Here is a 16,634-nt window from a genome sequence, read left to right on the forward strand (position 1 = left end):
CCCTATCTTCCCAACACTTACGATCCGGTTAAGCGGCCCTAGCTTGCAGGCGCCAGTTCATCGACAGCCCGCAACGCAGCACCGTAACCACCCTCAGAAATCCATGCAGTCTCGGCTGCGGTTGGAGTGCGCCCCAACGCTTCATTCCGAAACGGGAAGCGGCCGAATTGGCGAATAACCAAACGGTGCGCGCGGGCGTGGCGCAGGTTATCTGCACCGCTTTCTGGTAAACGTGTCTTCATCAAGCGCACGCATCGATCCTGATCGATCAGGTTTTCAGAATGCATGAGAGGCATGTAAAAGAACTGGCGGACCGGTTCAGGAATGCGAAGGTCCCAATCGCGTTCAATGGCAATTTTCGCCGCCGCACGCGCGCTTTTGTCTGTCGCAAAACTGTCTTCATGTCCGCGAAACATATTGCGTGGAAATTGATCTGTTAGAACGATGTACCCTAGCGTGCCTACAGGTGAGGTAAGCCAAAGGCCGCATGCACCTGCCTGCGCGTCTTGCCAAGTGGACAAAAAATTCTCACGAACTTGCGCGTCCAATTCATCGGTGGCGACATACCACCCCTTCGGCCCGACCTCATCGACCCAATACGACAATACCTGCTCAGGCGTGACCATAGCCAACCCTTTCAATCGTTATCCGAGCCTTACACCGACCCTTAAAGCCAAAGTTTGCAGAAACCGTTAAATCTGGCAACCATTAGGAAGGTTCTTCCTCGGCCTCCTGTTCATCCAGTTCTGCATCGATATAAATTTCTTGCGCCAATTCCATAGCGACCGGTGACGCGTTGGCCATCACAGGCGTGTAGGACACCTGATCGTCGATTGAGGTTTCGCTTGGGCGTTGCAGAACACGCACAACCCCATAAAGCGCCATGGCTGACATCAACACGGCGACAACGACCCAGAACGCTGCTTCCCCGAATTGTCCCATGACAAACCCCAACAAAATCGGACCAGAGATCGCCCCGACCCCGTTGATAAAGATAAATCCAGCGGACGCAGCGGCCATGTCTTCGTGTTCAAGAAAGTCGTTCGCGTAGGCAATATAGAGCGCATAAAGCGGATTAGACGTCCCCCCGACAATGGCGGCACCAATCAGGATAATGTAGAAATCCCCGCCCGACATCGCGGCCAGCACCGCACCTGCCCCACCCAATGCCGCAAGACCAATAATCAGCGTGCGGCGATCCATCCTGTCTGACACCCAACCAATCGGATATTGCGCAACCAATGCCGCGATATAGATCAGCGACACCAATAGCGAAATCTGTCCAACACTCAGACCCGCTTGGGTGCCATAAACGGCCGTCATACCGAACTGCGCCGCAAACACACCGCCAAGCAGAAACATCCCGACAGACGCCAATGGTGACGTCTGGACAAGGTCCTTGATCTTCATAGGCCGCGTTGTTTCAAACGACGGTGTTGGCACAACGGACAACAAAATCGGGGCAAACGCCAAAGACACGAGGACCGACGGGATGATGAACAACGTATACCCGCTCACGTCCCCGACGCTTAGGATGCCTTGCGCCAAAACGATCCCCGACATCTGCGCCAGCATATAGATGCTGAGCGACTGCCCACGGGTTTCATTGGTCGCTGAATTGTTCAGCCAGCTTTCAGCGGTCACATACACGCCCGAGAAACAGAACCCGATAACGATGCGCCCCATCGTCCACGCCCAAACTTCGGGCAGGACGGGGTACAAGATCAACACGGCCGAAATCGTGGAGCCAAGCGCCGCAAACACCCGCACATGCCCAACACGGCGGATCATCTCAGGCGCAAGGCGCGACCCACCTAGGAAGCCAACAAAGTAGGCCGACATAACGATCGACATCTCGAACGTCGAGAAATTCTCAATGCCGCCGCGAACACCCAACAAGGTGCCCTGCAAACCGTTGCCAACCATCAGCATGAACATGCCAAGAAACAGCGCCCAAGAAGAGATAAATACCTTAAACATCACGCGCCCTTTCAGACGAAAATTTACCACTCGCCCCCATTTGAGGCCGATCTTCGCATTGGTCGAACATAAGAGCGACACGTGAGTGACGGAATCGAACTAAATGATGTTAAGCAGCTTGGTGATGAATGTCTGCCCTGCGGAATAAGCGCCACATCGATGCGGTGGCCAATGGCACCTTGTAAGCAACTCGATTGCTAAGAAGCCAATTTTTGGGAGAGTTTTGATAGCATTGCGGTGCAACGCTCCAACTGGTCAACCGTGACAAACTCGTCAGCTTTATGTGCTTGTTCAATAGAGCCCGGGCCGCAAATGACGACGTCCATCCCAAGACCCTGAAAGAGTCCGCCCTCTGTTCCGAAAGGCACCAAATGCGCATCTTGGGTACCCGTCAGCTCTGACACGATCTGTTTTGCTTCGTTTTCCAAAGTTGGGACCAACCCCTCTACTTCGCCAACAATCTGCGTTTCAATAGAGGCCTCAGGGTAAATGACCTGCATTTTCGGCAAAAGCACGTCATGGCAATATGCGTGAAGACGCGATTTGATGAAAACTGCGTCTGATTGCTGCACAGGCCGCATTTCCCAATCAATTTGTGCCTTGGGCGCGATTACGTTGTGCACGGATCCGCCGTGTATTGCGCCCAAGTTTACGGTGGTCCAAGGCGGTTCAAATGCGCTCTCAGGTGGGGACATGTCGCGCAACTGTTCTTTCAGGTCCAGTAAATAGGTGACGTAACGGGCGGCGTATTCAACCGCGTTTACGCCCAAATCAGGCGCAGAACCATGGCCTTCCAATCCTTGAAACCTTGTCGTGTATTCATAACACCCTTTGTGGCCTTCAATGATCCGCATTTCGGTTGGTTCACCGATGATTGCAACACTTGGACGGACACCCAAATCGCTAAATGATTGCGCAAGGTGGGCGGCTCCGATGCACCCGACTTCTTCGTCATAGGTAAAGGCGAAATGCAGCGCTCGGTCGTTCACGGATTTTGCAAATGTCGGAGCCATCGCAATAGTTGACGCGATGAACCCTTTCATGTCGCAACTGCCGCGTCCGTAAAGGCGGCCATCGCGTTCAACCATCGTAAATGGATCGCTCTCCCAGTTTTGGTCGGCTACCGGAACCACATCGCAATGACCGGAAAGGACGATCCCCCCGTCCTTTTTTGGCCCAAGCGTCGCAAAAAGATTTGCCTTCGTGCCACTAGGATCAGTGAATAGTTGAACCTCTGCGCCGCAGTCTTCCAACCTCGTTGCGAGATAGGCGATCATTTCCAGATTGCTGTCCGACGAGATTGTTGGGAACGCGATCAGGTCCGCAAGAATGTCTTTGGTGGTCTGCAGCACATCCCTAGCCTTTCACAAACAATTTACGCTCGACATTGCTCAGCGGCTTAGCGGAACCATTTTCGGTAATGAGGATCGTTTCGGTTGTTTCAAGTCCCCATGTGTCCATCCAGAGGGCAGGCATAAAATGAAACACCATACCCGCTTGAAGAACGGTTTGATCTTCTGAACGAATAGAGGCCGAACGCTCACCCCAGTCAGGCGGATAGCTGAGGCCGATCGGGTAACCCATACGCCCCTGACGTTCGATGCCGTGTTTTGCCATAACGGCCATAAAGGCATTCGCGATATCACAGGTGAGGTTACCTGCACGGGCGGCATCCAATCCCGCGGAAATTCCCTCAAGTTGGGCGATTTCTGCCCTCTTCATCTCGTCAGGCGGCGTGCCAAGATGAATTGTCCGGCACAAAGGCGCGTGATAGCGGCGGTAGCACCCCGACAACTCAAAAAATGTGGCTTCACCCTCACGCAACTTATCGCCGTTCCATGTTAGATGCGCCGCGGTCGCGTCAAGGCCTGAAGGGGTCAGCGGAACAATGGCCGGATAGTCCCCCCAATCGTCACCGACCCCCGTAATTCCAGCATGCATTATATCCGCGACAAGGTCGTTTTTGCGCATTCCGGGTTCTGCACGCTCGAGTGCGACCTGCATTACCTTGTCAGTGATACCTGACGCCTTGCTTATAAAGTCAATCTCATCTTCAGACTTGATCAGACGTTGCCAATTAACCAACCCCGTGGCGTCAGCCAATCGTGCGTCTGGAAGACAAGTTTTTAGAACTTCATGGGCCTTGGCTGAATAATAGTAGTTCTCCATCTCGACGCCGATATGGGCTTTTTCCAAACCGCGCGATTTTATGACATCGGCAAGGTCCTGCATGGGGTGGACTTCGCTCGACTGGACGTAGTGGTCGCCATAGCCAAGAATGTTGTCGTGCCCCATCCAACAGGTGCGTCGCCCCCCAAACTTGTCCATGTTACGGCCCCACCAGATCGGTTCTCCCGATTGGGTAACGATCACCCCTTGATGGACGTAAAATGACCAACCATCATAGCCAGTAAGCCACGCCTGATTAGAGGGATCGGTGATAAAGACCGCATCAAGACCTGCCTTTTGCATGGCTTTACGGGTCAGTGTCAGTCGACGGTCGTACTCAGCCGCACTGAAGGGCGCGTGGCCAGTCATCCTAGAACTGCTTTCACAGCGCTTGCCGTTGCGTCGACGATCTGGTCCGCCTCTCGTTCTGTCAAACAAAACGGTGGTGCGAACCCGAGGATATCGCCCTGCGGCATAGCCCGCGCGATGATGCTGCTCTGCTCCAGCAACTTGGCGGCTATCTGCGGGCCGATCTTGTCGGCAGCATCGTAAAAAACGCGGTCTGACTTGTCTTTGACGAACTCAACCGCGCAGATCATTCCCTCGCCGCGCACGTCGCCTACCTGTGGATGATCCGTCAACGCCGCCCGCATCTTTGAGTTCAAACCGCCGCCGACCGTACCAGCGTTTTCAATCAAACCAAGTGTGTCAATCAGTTGAAGATTCGCCACGCCTGCAGCCGCCCCAATCGGGTGCGCAGAATACGTCCAACCATGCCCAATCGGTCCGTTCTCGTCCGTCCCCTGTTCCAGTACACGCCACATTTTGTCGGATACGATAGAGCCAGACAGCGGCGCATAGGCAGACGTGAGACCCTTTGCGATGGTGATCAAATCCGGCTTCATACCGTAGTGTTCGGACCCGAACATACTACCAAGGCGACCAAATCCTGTAACGACCTCGTCTGCGATCAGCAAAATATCATGCTTATCTAAAACTGCTTGTATTGCAGGCCAATAGCCCTCGGGCGGCGGTACGATCCCACCGGTTCCCAACAACGGCTCACCGATGAATGCAGCGATCGTACCCGCACCTTCACGCGCGATCATTGCCTCAAGTTCGGCCACGCAATGTTGAACGAATTGCGGCTCTGTCTGTCCCAAATTGGCACGGCGAAAATAGTCCGGAGCTTCGGTATGCAGCACCTGTGCCAACGGCAAATCAAATTTCTTATGGAATAGTTCGAGCCCCGTGAGAGAGCCCGTCATAAGGCCCGAACCATGATAACCACGCCAGCGCGAAATGATCTTTTTCTTCTCAGGACGTCCCAGAATATTGTTGTAGTACCAGATCAACTTGATGTTGGTCTCGTTCGCGTCCGAACCGGACATCCCGAAATACACCTTTGACATATGATCCGGTGCGCGATCCATCACCATTTTTGCTAATGTGATCGACGCCTCGGTGCCATGCCCGACATAGGAATGATAATACGCCAATTCACGAGCTTGTTCGGCAATTGCCTCCGCGATTTCAGTGCGACCATAACCGACATTTACACAGTATAGTCCTGCAAAAGCATCCAGCATTCGATTGCCGTCGCGATCCTCAATATGTGAGTCAGTTCCGCCTGTGATCACGCGTTGGGCAACATTTCCGCGCGCGAACTCCGCCAGATGTGTCGACGGGTGAAAGAAAGATTCTCGATCCCATTGTTCAAGTTTATCATTATGCAGCATTGTGTGCCTCCTTGTTCAGACCGCATGGGGCCTAAGTTACATCAAGGGAGCCGTTTGCGCGCAACAAGACCGTCAATCGGCCTTATTAAGGGCGGGAAGCTCCGCTCACTCAAGCAGCAGCGCACAATGCCTTTATTGCTGAGATGAACAAAGCCTATTTGACCTGATCCCAAATTGCCAGACTGGATGAACAGCATTTGCAGAGGAAATCTGGCCGCTAGTTAACTTCGTGACTTTGGTCAATTTGGGCCGAAAGCGGTCTTTCACCTATCCCTTAGGGAGTAATATCGACGCATCGCCATAGCTGAAAAAGCGGTAGTCGTTCGTAATCGCATGGGCGTAGATTTCACGTATCCGATCTTGGCCCATCAACGCGCTCACCAGCATCATGAGCGTGGACTTTGGCAAATGAAAATTCGTCATCAAACCATCAGCTATCTGAAATTCGAAACCCGGGGTGATGAAGATATCTGTGTCCCCTTCCCACGCCTCTAGAACGCCGGAACGTCCCGCAGTTTCAATCAAGCGGCACGCGGTGGTGCCAACAGGGATGACGCGCCCGCCTGCGGCTTTGGTCTCCATAACTTCGGCCGCCGTTTGCGCGCTCACCTGCCCCCATTCGGAATGCATGACGTGCTCGGACACATCATCGACTTTAACGGGCAGAAACGTGCCAGCCCCGACATGCAGCGTGACGTAGCTGAATTTCACGCCCAAATCTGCGAGATCATCAAGTAGCCATTGTTCAAAATGCAGCGACGCCGTTGGCGCCGCGACCGCGCCTGTGTTGGCGGCCCAAACTGTTTGATAGTCGTCTTTGTCCTGCTCATCCGCGGCGCGTTTGGCGGCGATATAGGGCGGCAACGGCATCGCGCCTGCCTCGTTCAACGCCGCATCGAAATCATCACCACTGAGGTTAAATTCCAGATACCCCATGCCATCGTCACGCGCCGTAAGGGTGGCGGACAAACGGGGCGAGAAAACAATTGTCTCCCCATCACGCACCTTGCGTAGCGGCTTGATCAAAGCCGCCCAAGTTCCACTCGCTTGCGGCTCAAGCAGCGTCACTTCAATTTTAGCAATACCGCTTCCGTGCTCGCTTACGCGCGATCTCTCACCGAACAAACGTGCCGGAATGACCTTCGTGTCGTTCAGCACCAAGTGGTCGCCGGCCCGCAGCACCGATACCAAATCGGTCACCGCCATATCACGGGTTTGCATGCCCTCAGCCACCAGCATCTTGGCCGAACTGCGCGGCACAGCTGGGCGCACGGCAATCAGGTGTTCGGGCAGATCAAAGTCAAACTCACTCAGCTTCATGGCACGTCCTATTGGTCCACAGTTGGCGGCGCGCGGCGGAATATTTCACGGAACATTCCCGGCGTCAGTGCGGACAGCGGATTGACCAGAACCTGCGGGTTGTCAACGGGACCACGTAGATTGAAATTAAACCCAATCAGCCCTTCACCGGGCCGTGTCAGGATCGATCCGATCCCATTAAGCAGATAAAACGGCGAAACGACGCCTTGAAAGTCCATTGTTTGGGCTGCCGTCGAATAAATACCGTCCAGCGATATTCCTAAACCCGGCCCTGTCGCACTGGATTGGGTCACGATCACTTGCGACGGTGTCAGCCTGAACTTCGCGTCAACATCCGTAAACAGCAACCCTTGCCCATCCAACTGCGTCAGCAAACCGACCACCGAAATCGCATCCAATAAGGACGCCAAAGCAGGTGCATCGCGCACCCGCAAACTGTTCCCGACCAAGGTGCCATCATAGCTCCCCTCAGCGCCTGCTGGAATTAACGTTAACTGTAGGCTCCCACCGTGGGCATTGCGCAAAAGGCGCGTCGCGCGAAACAGCGCGCCAGCATCGTCACTGACAATCCGCACGGCAGAACGCCCATCGATCGGCACCAACGTTCCGCGAATGGGTGCAGTTCCATTCACATCACCCTGAAACTCTCCCTGCAAGCCTGAGGGCGATGTGAACGTTCCACGAAAATTGTCGAGCTGAATACTGTCGGTAATCACCAATCGGTCCAAGGCAATGTCCATCGGAGCCCCCTCGCCGCTGCCTCCCCCGCCAAAATTGGCAGACCTTAGATCAAGTGACCCGCCAGCAATTTGAACTTGCACGGGCCGCCCAGCACCACGCCCCAAAAGCACGACAGGCGCATCAAGCCATCCCCCAAGGCGCACGCGCTCAAATGCAGCACGTTCTAACCCGCCACCAGACGCCAGGCGGATGGTCCCAGTGGTTTGCAGGCCAGGTGCGGAAATCGACAACTGATCAATGCGTGGCGTCGCACCAAGCTGCCCAACAACCGTAAGCGCCCCCACTGCATTGCGGGCCTTGGACCAACCTGCCCCTGCAAGCGACAGCCCCATTCCCCGCAAGTCAGACGTCAGGCGGAACGACGCCGCATTTGGATTGCTTAAATCAATTGCGATTTGCGCTGGGGCCTGTCCGTTGACCATTCCCGACGGCAGATTAACATTGAACTCTCGCAGAAACGCAGGGCCAATCGACACGTTCGCTTCAACACGCGCGGTCCCTTCCGATCCGGCCCCAAGTGCACGCGAGAACGTCGCGGTCCCGCCAACGTCACCCAATTGCATCGGCCCGCTCACCACCAAACTATCCACGTCCGCCTGCACCCGAAGCTCAGACGCCGTCAGCGTTTGGTTCGGCACCAAGACACTTGATCGCACATTGCGCACCCGTGCATTCGCGGACCAAACCCGTTGATCAGGGCGAATGCCCCGTCCTAAGGGGGTATCAATTGACGCGCTGATCGTCGCACGTCCCTCTGCGAAACTTACAGGAAGGTCAGAGTTGCGCAGGACGTTAAATGGTTCGAGGTTCAGCACCGCCACCGCGGCTGTGACCCCGCCCACCAGATCCAAATCAAAACGCGCAGGCGGATTGGGGATGCCCGTGCGCGGGATGACCATTTGGCTGCCAGCCAGATCAAGTCGCCCACCCTGCGGCGCATTTACATGGCCCTCATCCAGCGTCAGCGCCACGCGGCGATCGACAATTGATAGCATCCCACTTGCGTTTTCGACAGGTGGCACGTTGCGGATGAACCCGACAGTGGCGTCCCGAAACTCTGACGTCATCGCAAACGTCGTCTCATCCCCGGGGCGCGCACGAAAGACGACAGAAGTGTTCAGTAGCTCGCCGGCTCGGACAAATTCTTCGATCCAATCTCGTGTCTTTGTACCCAAATTTGAAGGCCAAAACGCGATAACCTGATCCGTCGCAATTTCAGTCGCGTTGGCATCAAGCGACACCAACCACCCGTCTGTAAGTGCAGAAACCTGCCCTTGCATCGCAACAGGAACATCACCGCTCTCAATCACCGCTTGCCCGATATCGAGGGTGAACGGGTCCAACCGCAGGCGGAAATCCAAGTTCGCCCGCGCTACATCAATCGGATCATCAAAGATAACTTCGGGCGCGATCGTCATTTCGGAAAGCTGAACCTGCCCTAGCAAGGCCAAGGGCCAACCATCCTGAAATTCGCGCAGATAGGTTTGCGCAGAACCATTCACGCTTCCGAGTGCGCTGTCGACCTCCAACACATCAAACGTCAGCTTTTCCAAAGCAGGATCATAGCTAAGGTAAGTGCGCGCGGACTCAAACGGGATAGGCCGTGTTTGAGAGTTCGGTCGAAGCTCTCCCTCACCGATCTGCAATGTTGCAGACACAGTCGACAACTCGCCGCCCTCATCCAACTGTCCGCGAACGGCCCCTGAAATAGGTGCATCCAGCACACCAAGCCACGCCAGCAATGGCGATTGGCTGGCAATATCGGGGGCCGCCGCATCTGTGATGCTGAGCCCGATTTCAGCCGAGCGGCTGCCGCGTAAGGACTCGTAACTTAACGAAGCCGTGGTCACATAAGCCCGACCAGACAACAGCGCGACGTCCGCACGCAGGTCAAGGTCGCCGTCGTTCACATCAAGCTCAATACGTCCATCATCGATAACCCACGACCGCCTTGCCCGCGCATCGACGTAGTTGATAATCAGCCCATCGGCGCGCAGCTCCTCAAGCGCTTCTAGCGCGCCCTCCTCAAACACCTGATCGATCTGATCCAATAGCCCAACGAAGCCGTCCGCAGCCCCAACCGCAGCGGCCCCTTGATCAAACGCGAGGGCAACAGTGCCGTCCATGGCGCGGCGCAACGAAATCTGCGCGCCGTGCAATTGGACCTCTTGTGCAAGAACCCGCCCCTGCAACACGCCACGCGGCGAAATCAGCCCTTCAATACGAGGCACCCGTGCAAGAACACCCCCTTCGGCATCCCAAAGCGTCGCGTTCTGCAACACAAGACGCGGATGCAGGTCTTGGCCCACGGTGAACGTCATGGAACCAAAGCCCAAAGAGCCACCTGCCAAAACGTCCGCGGCACGCTCCTCGACATCGCGCACAATCCATGACGGCGCGGTTACCTCGCGTCCAATCAGCATCACCGCGGCGATCACCGCCATAAGAAGCGGAGCCCCGATAATCAGCACTAAGGCGCGCAGCCACCACCACACAGATAACCGGCGCGGACGACGGGTCTCCGCATCCACTTCAACGTTATCTTCTTTAGGCACACTGCTCTCACTCATTGGGGTGCATAATCGCCGCTCACGCGGTAGAAGGCAAAGGGAATGAAACGCAAATTGGATCACATATGTCAGAACTTCAGATTGGCGACGCAGCCCCCGCGATCACCTTGCCCCGTGATGGTGGCGAAACGGTAACCCTGTCAGACGTATCAGGCCCATTGGTGCTGTATTTCTACCCTCGCGACGACACGCCCGGCTGCACAACTGAGGCAATTGGGTTTACCGCTGAACTTGCAGCTTTCGCACAAAGTGGCGCAACGATCTGGGGCGTCAGCAAAGATACCGTTGCCAAGCATGAAAAATTCATCACCAAGCACGACCTCAAGATCGCGCTTTTGTCGGACGCGGACGGTGACGTCTGCGAGCGTTACGGCGTTTGGGGCAAGAAGAAGATGTACGGCAAAGTCTTCATGGGTATCGAGCGCGCGACATTTCTAATCGCAGATGGCAAGATCGCCCGCATCTGGCGCAAAGTTAAAGTACCAGGTCATGTGGACGAGGTTTTGGAAGCCGTGCGCGGGTTATAACCACGAATGCCTCCACGTTAGGGATGCAGTTTATACCACTGACAACGTTGCACATTTTGCGATGTGATTGACGCGCAAAGACGTGCTGCCTTGAACAATCGCGCCCAATGCGCCAAGCCCGCGACGACCAAGCACAATAAGATCAGCGCCGCATTTTTCAGCGTAATTCACCAACACATCCCCCGGTTCGCCCGTTTTGATATAGGTATCTGTCAGCGTGTGGCCACAGCCTTCAACAATAGACGCGCCTTGTGCCATGACTTTCTCGTTCGCTTCCTTCACCTCGCTGACTGGCGGCATGATCGCTGCCGTTTGATACCCAGGTATTGCCCCCATCGCATAGGCGACTGTTGGTGGTTGCGGCGTGTAAACGAGATGGATTTGCGAGCCATATTTATCCGCCATATCACAAGCGAGCGTTAGCGCGCGTTCTGATGGTTCCGATCCGTCAAAGCCGACGACTATTTTCTCAAACATTGCGTGCTCCTTTGTTGTTGGGACAGCTTAAATCTAACAGAAACCACGAAACGCACCTTGATGTGCATCAATCATCTACGCCGCTTGAAGTGTTGTGCATCCTTGGCCGTGGCGGTAATTCCTCAGGTATGAAAACGCTCGCACAAATGGCAGACGATGTTCTGCGCACACCCGATGGCCGCACCAAAACCGCAATCTCACGCGAATACGCCGCCGTTTGGAAAGCTGCACGTGACGCAGGTGAAACGCCCGAAATCGGAACCGCATCCCCGCCTGACATGCCAGCACGCCCCGCCCAACCGGAACTACTGGACCCACGCGACGTGCCGCGTCGCAAGCCGGGAACACCCGAAGGTCGCATCGCAATTTTACACGCCGTGGCCCACATCGAACTGAATGCGGTTGATCTACACTGGGACCTGATCGCGCGCTTTTCAGACACGCCTATGCCGATTGGATACTACGACGATTGGGTCAAAGCCGCCGACGAAGAATCTAAACATTTCAATCTGATGTGCGATTGTCTTGAAGCAAACGGGTCCCACTACGGCGCCTTGGCAGCCCACGCAGGTATGTGGCGCGCGGCCGAGGACACGGCAACCGATCTAATGGGCCGTTTGGCTGTTGTTCCAATGGTTCTTGAGGCACGCGGCCTTGATGTAACGCCCGGCATGATCAAGATTTTCCAGCAAGCGAAAGACAGACAAGCGATTGATGCGCTTAACGTGATTTACGCCGAAGAAGTTCACCACGTGTCCTACGGGTCCAAATGGTTTCACTTTCTATGTGGTCGCGAAAACCTAGATCCGACGCCGGTTTTTCATGAACTGGTGCGCAAATACTTCCACACAACGCTAAAACCTCCCTTCAACGAGGAAAAACGCGCCGAAGCAGGTATTCCGCCTGACTTTTATTGGCCGCTCGCCGAACAATCATCACGTTAACCACAACCTGAAGGCGGTAACCTAAAGGTAAATAGGCGAATTGCTGCCGGAATACCGCCTATCGTGCTGAATATTCACTATTTTGGGCAAAAACCTTGCCAGTGATTCCACCACCCGCTAACACAGTCGAGACGTGATGTTGGGGGTTGCGTTAATGGACAGGGATGGGATCAGGAAACCTTCGTGAAAGCTCGGTTGATACATAAACTACACGTCGCTTTGGAAAAGCGCTTCCCAGAGAAGCGTCTGTTTCTACGTTCCGACACTGAAACACGGTTTATCCGCCTCAAGCCTGAAACGCAGCTCGTTGCGTGGACAGGTAGCGCGCTTATCGTCAGCTGGACGATCATTGCGACAGCCGTTCTCCTTATGGACAGCATTGGCGCCGGAAACTTCCGCGCCCAAGCACAGCGCGACCAAGTCACCTATGAGGACCGCCTGAACGCCCTTTCTACAGAACGAGATATTCGCGCCAACGAAGCCGTTGCCGCCCAAGCACGTTTCTCCTCTGCTCTTGAACAGATTTCCCTGATGCAGTCCGAATTGCTGCGCTCAGAAGACCGCCGCCGCGAATTGGAAACCGGCCTCGAAGTCGTCCAATCCACGTTGCGCCGCACCATGGGCGAACGCGAAGACGCACAAGATCAGGTTGCCGCCTTAGAAGCCGCGATAAGCGGCGATGGCGAAACACCGCTTGGCTATGCGCAAGCAGGACAGGCTGATGGCACCGTTGATTTGCTGGCCACTGCATTGGCAGACACAGCTGCAGAACGCGACCAAATCGCAAGCGACGCGGAATTCGCGCTCAGCCGTGCATCCGACATGGAACTTGAATTGCGCCTCTTGCAGGAACGCAACGACCAGATTTTCCGCCAGCTTGAAGATGCGTTTACCGTTTCTGTTGAGCCGCTCGACAACATGTTCCGCGCCGCGGGCATGAATCCCGATGACGTCCTCGCGCAGGTACGTCGCGGCTATTCCGGCTCCGGTGGCCCACTGACACCACTTCAGTTTTCCACGCGTGGCGGCGGTGAAGACCCAGATGCGGCCCGTGCCAACGGGATTCTCGGCTCTATGGACCGTTTAAACCTTTATCGCATCGCGGCTGAACGTATTCCGTTCGATATGCCCGTACGTTCAGGTTTCCGTTTTACCTCTGGTTTCGGCATGCGCTGGGGTCGGATGCACAACGGAACAGACTTTGCAGCCCCAATCGGCACGCCAATCTACGCTCCGGCGGACGGTGTGGTAACCTTTGCGGGCTGGTCCTCAGGATATGGTCGTCTCGTCAAGGTACAGCATGCTTTCGGCATCGAGACACGATATGCGCACCAAAGCAGAATGCGCGTCGAAGTTGGACAAAGACTCTCGCGTGGCGACCCGATTGGTGATATTGGTAACTCTGGTCGTTCAACCGGACCACACCTGCACTATGAAATCCGCGTAGGCGGACGCCCCGTTAACCCAATGATTTACATAAGAGCTGGACAAGATGTTTTCTAAAAGCAAAATCAATGAGCCTGGCAACCCTGCCACACCCGCAACATCAGACACGGCTGCAGCTAAGCCTGCAACACCGGCCCCTGCCCCTGCTGCGAGCGATTTCAAATCCTCCGCACCAAAGGCAAAGCCACCGGCCAGCCAGCTGTCCACGGACCTGCATATCACAGGTAACCTGAAGACATCCGGCGATATCCAAATCGAAGGCACAGTAGACGGCGACATCCGTGCGCACCTGCTGACCATCGGGGAAAGCGCCACTGTAAACGGCGAATGCATGGCAGACGACGTTGTAGTCAACGGCCGCATTGTTGGCACAGTCCGCGGCCTTAAGGTTCGCCTGACATCCACCGCACGCGTTGAGGGTGACATCATCCACAAGACGATCGCGATTGAGTCTGGCGCCCACTTTGAAGGCTCCGTTCAGCGTCAGGATGATCCACTGGGGTCCGGTGCGACTAAGGCTGCGAAGGCTGCTGCGCCAAAAGCGTAAAGCATCCGAAAATGATTTCGAAACGGGGGCCGCGTGTTAACGCTGGCCCCTTTTTCATGCGCCTTGCTCTAGACAGGACTGTAAAGCGCGCGCCGGTACATGTGCCATGTTGCGTGCCCCAATATTGGCAACACAACAACAAGCCCCAAAAACCAAGGTAGCAACGCCACGAACGTCATCACCGCAATGATCGCAGCCCAAACCAGCATGATGCGAAAGTTCGCCTTCACGCAGGACAGGCTCAGCAACATCGCCGTGACGAAATCGATCTCCTTGTCCAAGACCAACGGCAAACTCACCACGGTCAGCGAGAATAGTAAGAACGCCAGCACCCCGCCAACACCCAACTCAACGGCAATCATCGTCAATCCGTTTGATGTAAAAAACACATCCCACGAGGTTGAGATGTTGGTCATCGCGCTCAGCCCCATGAACAGTGCAAAAATCATGTGCGCCAGAAACGTCCAGAACAAAAAGTAAAACAAGATTATCGCGCCGATCCACGGCACCTGCTTGGTGCGTTCCTTCCAAACTACCCCCAGAACTTCGCGCCAATCCAACGCATCCCCGTTCTCTAAACGGCGGGAAACCTCATACAGACCAACAGCCGCAAATGGCGCCGCCAACGGAAACCCTAATGACGTGGCCAATGTCCAAGACACATGTCCTGCCCCAAGCCACAACATTACAAACCCACCAACAACGTAAACGGCGGAAAAGAACAATCCAAACTGGGGCGCGGCCCGAAAATCCGCGAGCCCCGCCTTCAGGCAGACCCACACTTCAACAAGGGTCACAGTGCCAATTTCAGGTACCGGAGATGCGGTTGGGTGTTCTGCTTGCGACATAAGTATCCTCCGCCCCCAGAATTGAGCGGCAAACACGTCAGGTCAAGCGCCCCGCGGTCTTCTTTGGTTCGAAAATACTCGCCCGTTGCAAGCGCTGCCAAAATTCGCAGAATTTTGCCCGCCGCCCGCCGCAGGCGCAATGCGTTAGCGCATTAGTCCTCAGCGTTGGCATCCGCGCGGCTTTTACCGCTCACGTCCATCGCCAAAGTCGCGCCCATGAATGCATCCAAATCGCCATCGAGAACACCTTTGGTGTCTGACGTTTCATGAGCAGTCCGAAGATCTTTCACCATCTGGTACGGCTGCAGAACATAAGACCGGATCTGATTGCCCCAACCTGCATCACCCGCGTTCTCGTGCACCTCGTTGACCAGCGCCGAACGCTTATCCAACTCCATTTGATACAAACGAGACTTCAACGCCTTCATCGCAATGTCGCGGTTCTGGTGTTGGGATTTTTCTGATGAGGTCGTCACAATACCCGTGGGTGCGTGCGTAATTCGTACAGCGGAATCTGTCGTGTTAACGTGCTGACCACCCGCACCGGACGAGCGGTAGGTGTCGACACGAATATCAGCCGGATTAACCTCAATCTCGATGTTGTCGTCCACCACCGGATAGACCTTCACCGATGTAAATGACGTGTGCCGTTTGGCGGCGCTATCAAACGGCGAAATCCGCACCAGACGATGTACGCCGCTTTCAGACTTCAACCAACCATAAGCATTGTGGCCGGAAATCTTGTAAGACGCCGACTTGATGCCAACTTCTTCGCCCGCGCTCTCTGATTGCAGCTCAACTTTGTAGCCCTTGCGCTCAGCCCAGCGGACATACATGCGCGCCAGCATCGCGGCCCAATCACAAGCCTCTGTACCGCCAGCGCCAGAGTTGATCTCAAGGAAAGTGTCATTGGAATCCGCTTCGCCGTTCAGCAGCGCCTCTAGCTCTTTCGCGGCTGCTGTCACCTTCAACGCTTTAAGCGCATCTTCGGCCTCGGTAACGACGTCTGCATCATCTTCCATCTCGCCCATCTCGATCATCTCTTGCTGATCGGACAGTTCTTGTTTGATGCCCTCATAATTCGCGATCGCATCCACCAGCGCTTGGCGATCTTTCATCAGCTTTTGCGCTGCGTCTGGATCATCCCAAAGGTTGGGGTCCTCAACACGTGCATCAAATTCCTCAAGGCGATGGGGCGCGGTTTCCCAGTCCATCCGCTGCTCTAGCAACGCCAGGCTTTTCTCGATTTCGGTAACGATCGTTTGGATTTCAGCGCGCATATCAGACTTCTATGTCAAAGGGTTGTGCAGGGTCTAACCTATCCCT

General features: G+C 55.2%; 14 protein-coding genes. 4 read left to right on the plus strand and 10 right to left on the minus strand.

All coding sequences use genetic code 11. From position 1 onward, the window contains the following. Window positions 1-38: 38 nt before the first annotated feature. From OSB_RS08390 to OSB_RS08420, 7 genes are all read right to left on the minus strand, one after another. Window positions 39-626 carry a DUF924 family protein gene (locus OSB_RS08390; protein ID WP_049834565.1) on the minus strand — a complete coding sequence of 196 codons (588 nt, stop codon included), beginning with the start codon at window positions 624-626 and terminating at the stop codon, window positions 39-41. Window positions 627-708: 82 nt separating this feature from the next. Then, window positions 709-1,980, minus strand: coding sequence for an MFS transporter (locus OSB_RS08395; RefSeq protein ID WP_049834566.1), 1,272 nt, complete (start codon window positions 1,978-1,980; stop codon window positions 709-711). Between the two features lie 197 nt (window positions 1,981-2,177). Continuing rightward, a complete protein-coding gene (gene argE / locus OSB_RS08400; protein ID WP_049834567.1) occupies window positions 2,178-3,332 on the minus strand; it encodes an acetylornithine deacetylase in 1,155 nt (384 codons plus the stop codon). A 4-nt stretch (window positions 3,333-3,336) separates the two neighbouring features. Further along, window positions 3,337-4,518, minus strand: coding sequence for a M24 family metallopeptidase (locus tag OSB_RS08405; RefSeq protein WP_049834568.1), 1,182 nt, complete (start codon window positions 4,516-4,518; stop codon window positions 3,337-3,339). Beyond that, the gene (locus OSB_RS08410; RefSeq protein WP_049834569.1) at window positions 4,515-5,888 is read right to left on the minus strand and encodes an aspartate aminotransferase family protein; all 1,374 of its coding nucleotides are present in this window, start codon (window positions 5,886-5,888) and stop codon (window positions 4,515-4,517) included. Before OSB_RS08410 ends, OSB_RS08405 begins: the two co-directional genes overlap by 4 nt. Window positions 5,889-6,155: 267 nt before the next feature. Next, window positions 6,156-7,208, minus strand: coding sequence for a tRNA preQ1(34) S-adenosylmethionine ribosyltransferase-isomerase QueA (gene queA, locus OSB_RS08415; protein WP_049834570.1), 1,053 nt, complete (start codon window positions 7,206-7,208; stop codon window positions 6,156-6,158). An 8-nt stretch (window positions 7,209-7,216) separates the two neighbouring features. After that, the gene (locus OSB_RS08420) at window positions 7,217-10,504 is read right to left on the minus strand and encodes a DUF3971 domain-containing protein (protein WP_234967365.1); all 3,288 of its coding nucleotides are present in this window, start codon (window positions 10,502-10,504) and stop codon (window positions 7,217-7,219) included. An 80-nt stretch (window positions 10,505-10,584) separates the two neighbouring features. Here OSB_RS08420 and OSB_RS08425 point away from each other — a divergent pair, with 80 nt between their 5' ends. Continuing rightward, a complete protein-coding gene (locus OSB_RS08425; RefSeq protein ID WP_049834572.1) occupies window positions 10,585-11,046 on the plus strand; it encodes a peroxiredoxin in 462 nt (153 codons plus the stop codon). 30 nt (window positions 11,047-11,076) lie between these two features. Here the strand turns inward: OSB_RS08425 and OSB_RS08430 are convergent, their stop codons facing one another. Continuing rightward, entirely contained in the window at window positions 11,077-11,523 is a 447-nt protein-coding gene (locus OSB_RS08430; RefSeq protein WP_049834573.1) for a universal stress protein, read from the minus strand. A gap of 128 nt (window positions 11,524-11,651) precedes the next feature. Here OSB_RS08430 and OSB_RS08435 point away from each other — a divergent pair, with 128 nt between their 5' ends. From OSB_RS08435 to OSB_RS08445, 3 genes are all read left to right on the plus strand, one after another. Beyond that, window positions 11,652-12,467 (plus strand): ferritin-like domain-containing protein, encoded by an 816-nt coding sequence (locus OSB_RS08435; protein ID WP_049836102.1) that lies wholly within the window; start codon window positions 11,652-11,654, stop codon window positions 12,465-12,467. 183 nt (window positions 12,468-12,650) lie between these two features. Beyond that, window positions 12,651-13,970: a M23 family metallopeptidase gene (locus OSB_RS08440; protein ID WP_049834574.1), complete on the plus strand. Its 1,320-nt coding sequence runs from the start codon at window positions 12,651-12,653 to the stop codon at window positions 13,968-13,970. Further along, on the plus strand, window positions 13,960-14,460 hold the full coding sequence (locus OSB_RS08445; protein ID WP_049834575.1) for a bactofilin family protein: 501 nt from the start codon (window positions 13,960-13,962) through the stop codon (window positions 14,458-14,460). Before OSB_RS08440 ends, OSB_RS08445 begins: the two co-directional genes overlap by 11 nt. A gap of 68 nt (window positions 14,461-14,528) precedes the next feature. Here OSB_RS08445 and OSB_RS08450 read toward each other — a convergent pair whose 3' ends face one another. Further along, complete coding sequence (locus tag OSB_RS08450) at window positions 14,529-15,308, minus strand: DUF2189 domain-containing protein (RefSeq protein WP_049834576.1); 780 nt, start codon at window positions 15,306-15,308, stop codon at window positions 14,529-14,531. 152 nt (window positions 15,309-15,460) lie between these two features. Further along, window positions 15,461-16,588, minus strand: coding sequence for a peptide chain release factor 2 (prfB, locus tag OSB_RS08455; protein ID WP_049834577.1), 1,128 nt, complete (start codon window positions 16,586-16,588; stop codon window positions 15,461-15,463). Window positions 16,589-16,634: the final 46 nt, after the last annotated feature.

Source organism: Octadecabacter temperatus, from assembly GCF_001187845.1.
Taxonomy (GTDB): Bacteria; Pseudomonadota; Alphaproteobacteria; order Rhodobacterales; family Rhodobacteraceae; genus Octadecabacter; species Octadecabacter temperatus.